General features: G+C 57.3%; 7 protein-coding genes. 2 read left to right on the forward strand and 5 right to left on the reverse strand.

Translation table 11 applies throughout. The features are described 5' to 3' along the window. Together H0V34_11480 and H0V34_11485 are read left to right on the forward strand one after the other, a co-directional pair. The coding region (locus tag H0V34_11480) for a DMT family transporter (protein ID MBA2492281.1) at positions 1–714 on the forward strand (714 nt) is incomplete at its 5' end. 1 nt (position 715) lies between these two features. Further along, on the forward strand, positions 716–1,006 hold the full coding sequence (locus H0V34_11485) for a hypothetical protein (GenBank protein MBA2492282.1): 291 nt from the start codon (positions 716–718) through the stop codon (positions 1,004–1,006). A gap of 365 nt (positions 1,007–1,371) precedes the next feature. On the opposite strand, the gene H0V34_11490 is transcribed toward H0V34_11485, so the two are convergent. The 5 genes from H0V34_11490 to H0V34_11510 all read right to left on the reverse strand — a co-directional run bounded on the left by H0V34_11490 (position 1,372) and on the right by H0V34_11510 (position 6,185). Continuing rightward, complete coding sequence (locus H0V34_11490) at positions 1,372–1,599, reverse strand: hypothetical protein (protein MBA2492283.1); 228 nt, start codon at positions 1,597–1,599, stop codon at positions 1,372–1,374. A 39-nt stretch (positions 1,600–1,638) separates the two neighbouring features. Further along, a complete protein-coding gene (locus H0V34_11495) occupies positions 1,639–2,115 on the reverse strand; it encodes an RES family NAD+ phosphorylase (protein ID MBA2492284.1) in 477 nt (158 codons plus the stop codon). A 3-nt stretch (positions 2,116–2,118) separates the two neighbouring features. Beyond that, on the reverse strand, positions 2,119–2,709 hold the full coding sequence (locus H0V34_11500; GenBank protein MBA2492285.1) for a DUF2384 domain-containing protein: 591 nt from the start codon (positions 2,707–2,709) through the stop codon (positions 2,119–2,121). After that, a complete protein-coding gene (locus H0V34_11505; protein ID MBA2492286.1) occupies positions 2,709–5,417 on the reverse strand; it encodes an SIR2 family protein in 2,709 nt (902 codons plus the stop codon). Before H0V34_11505 ends, H0V34_11500 begins: the two co-directional genes overlap by 1 nt. Positions 5,418–5,738: 321 nt before the next feature. Beyond that, a complete protein-coding gene (locus H0V34_11510) occupies positions 5,739–6,185 on the reverse strand; it encodes a hypothetical protein (GenBank protein ID MBA2492287.1) in 447 nt (148 codons plus the stop codon). Between the last annotated feature and the right edge of the window lie 33 nt (positions 6,186–6,218).

The following is a 6,218-nucleotide window of genomic DNA, read 5'->3' on the forward strand; positions in this document are numbered from 1 at the left end:
CCCATCTTCGCGGCGATCGCAGGGCTCATGTACCCGATCGTCGGCGCGATCGTCGCCAAGCTGTGGTACGCGGAGAAGATTACCCGCCGCGCGGCCTTGGGCATCGCGATCATCATCGCTGGCGGCGTGGCGGTGTATGCCCCCGGCATCTTCGCGGAACTCAACGGCACCGGCACCGGCGCATGGCTGGGCTATGTGGGCGGGCTGATGGCCGCGTTCGGCTGGGGTATGGAGGGCGCAATCGCCGGTCGCGCGCTGGACGTGACGGACCCCGATGTGGGTCTGCCAGTGCGCTTCTTCGCGGAGACGCTCTACTGGGTCGTGCTGATCGTTCCCGCCATCGCGCTATTCACGGACCTGCCCGTGGGCGATGTCATCGTCCAGACTTTCAATCCGTGGGCGATCGTCTGGATTCTGCTGGCGGGCCTGACTTTCGGCTTCTGTTATGTGTCCTGGTACAAGGCCTTTCCCCTGATCGGCGTGGGCCGCGGCCAGGCGTTCGCGGCCCTGTACGGTGTTTTCGCCGTCATCTTCCTCGCCCTGTTCGCAGGACAGATTCCCGGCTGGAATTTCGTCCTCGGACTGGCCTTGACGGTATTCGGAGGATTCGTGATGTACACCGAGCGTAGCGAGGTGCTCGAAGTTTTGCGCGCCGTGCGAACCCACGCCGAGCCGCAAGACCAGGCGCGTTCCACTCAGGAACTGGGGATCTGACATGAGCAAACTCCACATGAAAGGCTATATCCTGCAGACATTAAGACAGCGGCAGGAGGGGCTGTGGGATCACCAGATCGCGGAGCAGGTGCTCAAAGAATACGGATTGCATGGCGACTATTGGCGAGGCAACGTGCGCCTGACCCTGACCGATCTTTACGCCGGAGGCCTGCTCGAAGAGCTGGACCAGGCTCTGGACGACGGCTCGCATTTCGGCAATGGCAAGGTACTGTTCAAGTTCAGGCTGTCGCCCTTCGGGCTCGAACGCATGCGGGGCGCGGGGCTCGCTTGAGCCTCGACTGAAAAGGCCGTCCAGCGAGATCAATCGAAAATTCAGTTTAAGGAGTTACCGTCATGTCAGAGTTCTGGGGCTTCCCGGGCGCTCATATCCTCGCGTTAGTCGTCATATCGGCTCTCGCTCTCGCCTGTCTATGCCAGGCACGGCGATTCGTCACGCAGCTGTAGATGGGTGACGGTCATCTCGGCCGGTCACTATCGATCGCGACAACGAACGCTTACTGGACTTAAGTTGGCTTGGGTTAAACGCTCAAGCGGGAGGGTATTGATGATTGGGCATCCCCCGCTCCCCGTAGCTATTGCCGTTAGTGTTATCTCATTCTTGTTTCAGCCGGGCTGCGCGCTCAGGACACTGAGTTTCTAGAACTCCAGGCGCAGACCGACCCGGGCTAGAAATGCGTCGTCGATCGCGTTTCCTTCGCGGCCGACGTCGTCGGTGAAGGTCCGCCGCCAGTCGGCATAAGGCCCATGAACCTCGGAATGGTTCTCGGACGTGTTGATCATGTAATTGCCGGACAGCGGCAGGCGAACCAGCTCGGCGCTGCGCTCGCTGGCGACCTCGACCCAACGGTAGTGCTCGTGCAGCACGCTGCACGGATCGGTGAAGTCTTAAGACTTGCGCCGATATCATCTCATCCTTTGATCGTAGGTCCACTTACGAACCTTGATGGCGGTGAGTTTGGCGGCATCCGGATGATTTGGGTTGATGAGGATGTTGTGCTCCTCGGGAACAATCACCGACGGCACTTCGGCCAGTAGCGTCGTCTTTCCCTGAAGCCAGGCCGTTCCCCAATCCATCGACACCTTGCCAGCGGGCTCGGCATCCCAGCCGACGTGACTTGCCGGGTCGAAGACGATTCGCGAGTTCCATGCCCCGATTGGAATCTGGATCTGCGCCAGATAGCGGTTAAGCGGTAAACCATCACCGGAACTTAAATGAACCACCGTCTCCAAACCGGCCAGCGAACGCGAGACCGAGGTGTAGATCAAGGGGATGCCCTTACGGTTCCAGCAACCGCCAGTGACTTCAGCGCCCCTTCCAGAGAGGTCGTGTGCCTCGTATTCTGGTGTGTCGGCTGCTATGCGCCAGACACCAATGTCCACGCTTTACGCGTAGGCGCCAGACTGCATCCGCGCGACCAGGTCGGAGACTATGCCACGGCCATCGCTGGTGTCCATCAACTCGGCTGGGCGCTTACCGCCAAGAGCCGCCTGCGGCCGGTCTAACCACGCCGCAACCCATTTGGCGGCATCTAAGCCTGCAGCGTCGCCGGATTCCTTGACCATTTGGCCTACCTGACCGACCAGACGTGCGATGCCAAGGACACGCTCGCTTTCGTCTTGATTCAGCACCTGCTGTTCGCGCAGCTTGCGATTGACCGTGGCTCGGGCTAGACCGATGGTGCTGTAAAGTTTTTCCTTCGAGATCGCCATATCCTCGGAGATCAGCACGAGTAGACCCGCGGGCACACCCTCTTTTACCAGCTCCACCCTTTCGATGGCATCGAAGGGGTAAATAGAAGCGAGTGGCCGGCGTCGGCTAAGGAGGTCGCGCCAGAGTTTGTTCAATCTCGGGCCGCGTGTGAAGGTGTGCCTTGCGTGCCAAAACTGAGCGTCAAGATTACTGTCGCCGGGCGTAAAACTCTGATTCAGTTGATAGGCTATCTCGTCCTTCAATCCTTCTTCGTCCTGGGCCATCAGAAGCTTGGCCAGTGCCAGATGGGCTCTTTCCCCACCGGATTTGCTGCGATAGATCGCTTCAGGATATCCATCGCGACCTGCGTCTCCCCTCGCCGGGCATGGTATCGGGCGAATCTCACCGCCACGAAGCTTCTTCCTGGACTCGCCTCGAATGCACGCTTCAGTGCATCCACTGCTCGTGTGTGATCTTCCAGAACCTTTCCCAGATCAGATTCGAGAGCTAGGAGAAATTGATCCCCAGGAAAGTGCTGTAGCCCTTCGAATATCGTTTGCTCGGCCTGTCGGAGTAGTTCCGTGAGGCTTCGCTGCTGAAGTTCGAGACTAGTCGCGATATTTCCTTCTGCCATCTCTTGCAATTTCTCTTTGATCTCGTCAATTAAAAGTTGGCCCATCGAATGAAACGGATGCGACACCCGACTACCGCTAGTTTGCTTTCGAAGAATAGATTTTGCGTCTTCCCGCAACCTTTGTTTTGCCAGTTTATGCGGTGACCTAAGAGCGAGATTCCTAAGAATCGTGGCCTTCGTGTGTAGGACCGCCCGATCTGTGTAGTCGAGGGACTGCTCTGCCTTTGCGATCGCCCTTAAAGCCGCGTCAAGATCCCCGTTTGGGTGATGCATCTCAAACACGGCGCGCTGGTGTTCCACGGTGGCGATCGAGGCCCCACTATCCTCGGCGGCATCAAAGATTTGATAGGCAATCGCTTTGTTCGCGAACAGGTCGGCTAGAACCCGCCCTCGAACTATCTGCCGGAATGCTGCTTGATCGGACGCATAGTCGACGTCCATGTTACGGATGATGCGGGTAATCTGATTGGCTCGCTCTACAGGATCTGGTAGCGCTTGGCGGAACACCATCTCAGCGATGATCGGATGCCGACTCCGATACATGTGATCGCGACTGCTATAGTCATCGTAGGCGCGCACCACGTGTTCAAGCGGCTTGAAGAACTCGCGCTCAAATCTGTCGAACGTTATTCCGCTGATTCGCGAGATAAGACCTGCGCGCACGCCTACGGAAAGCCGGTGCAGAGTACAAACGTCCAGGTAGACGATTTGTGCTTCAACTGGGCGAATGTTCCTATACTCGTCGAACACGATCTCTTCGAACGGCTTATTGGAGCTTAGGTCGTGCAGCGCCACGAGCAATTGTCGTTCAGACGTCAGCTTGAAGTGGTCAAACTGTTCTTGAGCGGAAGCCGTAGCGAGTCGTCCCAGAGCACCGTGGGAAGTTAGCCTTTGCAGCAAATTCGAGATTTCGCTTTCGGTAAGATCATGTAACTCGTAGTCGTTCTCGATACGGGTTGCGAGATTTCCAGCATACACGTTCCACTCGTTGTTGCGCGCTCCGAACAGGACCGTGACTGGGGTCCTGGTCTTTGATGACCAAGACAACAAATCCTGAAGGTCTTCTATATGGGGGATCCCGTCCTCGATGACGATATAAAGGCGTTCTCCCGTCAAATAACTCAGCTCAGCGAGTTGATCACGACGAAGAAGGCCGCCTTCTTTCAGAAAGAAGATCAGTCCGTCGAAGTCGTGTGCGATGTCCCAGGCAATTCGACGGAGTGTGACCGACTTACCGCTGCCGGCATGTCCCTTGAGTGCGTACGCTTGGACCGGCTTCAACCGGCTCTTGTCAAGGAATGCGTCCAGGATTAAATCGTCCGCTACTCTCCTGGGGACATCCAGGTTCTCTTGGTACACACCCCACTCGATTGTTCGACCTTTGAAGAAGTCCAGCGGCGCGACACCATGAGTCGGCATCGCCTTATGAATGTGTAGTAGCTCGTTTTCTAGATAAGCAAGCAAATTGATTGACGGCGCGACGGGAGCCTTAATCCACCCACGAATGGATGTGTCATCCGATTTGACGAGAGCACCAAGCGTCCGAGAGGCTTTGGGAATGGTCGCGTCGAGTTCCTTGAGAAATGCCTCGAACGTATTGGTACATACGGCAAAGCGTTTCGTGCTCCAATAGCGCTGAAGTATGTCGTCAATACCTGGGTTGACGAGACCATAGTACGGCCGCTGCACTCCAAGATCGGCTAGGTCAAACAAAATCTGCTGGATGTTCGGGTCACCGACATCGTACCCGCAGAAGATTACTGGGCGTTCTCTGGCCCAGTCTTCAAAATGCCGGAAGAGCCGAGCTCTGTTCTTACGGTGTCTCGCATACTCCTCGGACGCGAGAATTAGGGGGAGGTTCTCATCGGTCGCGCGAGAGATGCAACCGTGAAGCTTCAGGTACAGCACTTGAGAAGGGTCGCGAAGCTTCTCCGAAAAGTTATCTCCATCGCGCAGTATAGGGGCTAGACTCTGTTCCCGTTCTAGGCAGGCGTCGTAAGCATGTTCAAGCACAAGGTCGAAGTTCGTAGTGACAATGGCATACCACCTGAACGATGGGATTAGGAGGTGAAATGGGGCCGGCTGCAGCGGAGCAAATAGCTCCTTGATGTGCTCTTGAAACTTGGCTAAGCCCGCTTCATTCTTTGCGAGCTCCGCTACTTGGGAGAGTGGTTTCGACCTCAAGGCGCCGCCAAGAAATCGGTCGCATAGAATTTCCCTCAAGCGCTCCCCGGAGGGAGCCTCCTCCCCGTTGGGGCCTTTCGCGCCAGATGCGGCGCCGGCACCCAAGAACAGGATTGAGTCGCCCCGCTGAATTGTCTCCAGCAGAGATGGAGTAAGCAGAGTACGAGAAGCCATACATCACTTCCTTAATTCACTTGCCGCTAAGGTACAAAACTCCATAGAGTGCGTCGCGGCTCGCCTATGGAGACGCCCGATACAGTAGGTTACCGGTTAACCTCCCGCGCAAAGGTCGAATGCCCTGTCCATTACGCCGGGTAACGGATTTTGAGAATGGGCTCTAAATCTCTTAATACGAGTTAGGTACACAGTTTCCGAGCAGTCACTATCCGCGACGAAGCGGACGATGCGCGGCAGATGGATTACCTTCACTACAATCCAGTCAAGCACGGTTATGTTACGGCATTTGCGCAACGGCCGTACTCGGCGTTCCACCGCTCAAGCTGCGAGGACGGGAACCGCGGAGCATTTCTTGAATCGGCGGTCCACAAGTTCGAGCCGCGCGGCCAGGGAAAGTGATCGAAGCGTTTCGATTCGCTCGCGCAAGGTGCGCAGCGTCGCATGAATTTCGGCGGCTTGGCCAGTCGGCGGCTCCGGTGTCACGGTGAGCGCGGCCGGCGGAACGCTCGCCGGATTATCTAAACACCAAAGGCCCAGCTTCGAAAGGCGAGCCTCAGCCGCCACGGCGGATTCGACGAGAACCGGGGCGGCATCGCGCGCCCGGCCGTGCCACCATACCAATGCATCCGCCAGCCCACCCTGCGCCCGCCCGAGGAGTCGCGCCGAGGTATAAACACGCACGCGATGACTATGTCGAAACCGGCCCCCGGACTGGACGATCGCGCGGCAGATCGCGACGTCTTCGCTCGAGCGCTTGAGCGGCATTCCACCGGCTTGCGCGTAAGCCGCCGCTGTCAC

The sequence above is a fragment of the Gammaproteobacteria bacterium genome (genome assembly GCA_013696315.1).
Taxonomy (GTDB): domain Bacteria; phylum Pseudomonadota; class Gammaproteobacteria; order JACCYU01; family JACCYU01; genus JACCYU01.